Genomic DNA, 873 nt, shown 5'->3' with positions numbered 1-873 from the left:
TGCCGCAGCAGCCAGCTGCCGGCCAGCGCCAGCAGGCGCACCCCCTCCAGCGCCTGCTCGGGGCCGGCGCCCTGGGCCACATCGCCGCAGACCGCCGCCAGCCGCGGCTCACAGCCCAGGCCCATGGCCTCAGAGACTAAGCGCAGCGTCTCGCAAGCGCCGATGAAGTCGTCGCTGCCGACCTGCTGCATCAGCGGCTCGGCCGCCTCCTCTTCAGGACTCAGGGCCTCGATGCACTGGTAGGCGCGCGGCAGCGGCGCCATGCAGAGCTTGGGATCGAAGGCAAAGGCATGACGCAGCTTGCCGTGGTTGAGCTGGGTGTAGAGCTCGTCNGTAGGCGCGCGGCAGCGGCGCCATGCAGAGCTTGGGATCGAAGGCAAAGGCATGACGCAGCTTGCCGTGGTTGAGCTGGGTGTAGAGCTCGTCGAGCTGGGGCGACAGGAAGTTCCAGTCGTCGAGCACCTGCTGCAGCCGCGTGGCAATGCCATTGGCATAGTGGGCGGAGCTGAGGTCACGCGAGACCACGATCAGCTGGCCGTCGCGGGAACCGTCGTTATAGCTGGCAAGTTTCATGGGATAGGTCGGCTGCAAGGCAAGAAGCAGCATTGTCCGATGTCTCGCCCTGCCCTCCCGTCATCGCTGCTGTGGGCCGCCGCCGGCGCGCTGGCCCTGCACTGGGCGCTGCTGAACGGGCTCGGCGACGGGCGCCCGCAACCCCGCCAGGCCAGCCAAGTCGGCGCTAGTGCCGCGATGCTGACGCGGCAGATCGTCATCGCGGCGCCCGAGATCGTCGTGCCGGCTGAGACCACCGTTCCGGCGCCGGCAGCGCGGCGACGCCAACGGCCGCGGCCACCACAAGCGCCCATGCCGAGC

1 protein-coding gene and 1 pseudogene are annotated in these 873 nt (G+C 69.4%); one reads left to right on the top strand and one right to left on the bottom strand.

Features of this window, described 5'->3' with window-relative positions:
- Positions 1-573: pseudogene (locus tag PO768_RS28980) on the bottom strand (fumarylacetoacetate hydrolase family protein); the annotation flags it as partial.
- Positions 574-612: 39 nt separating this feature from the next.
- On the opposite strand from PO768_RS28980, the gene PO768_RS28975 reads away from it, so the two are divergent.
- A partial coding sequence (locus PO768_RS28975) for a hypothetical protein (RefSeq protein ID WP_442953328.1) occupies positions 613-873 on the top strand: 261 nt, incomplete at its 3' end.

This window comes from Paucibacter sp. XJ19-41 (genome assembly GCF_028462495.1).
Classification (GTDB): Bacteria; Pseudomonadota; Gammaproteobacteria; order Burkholderiales; family Burkholderiaceae_C; genus Roseateles_E.
The sequence above is the reverse complement of the archived record's forward strand: the minus strand, read 5'-3'. Positions and strand labels throughout refer to the sequence as shown.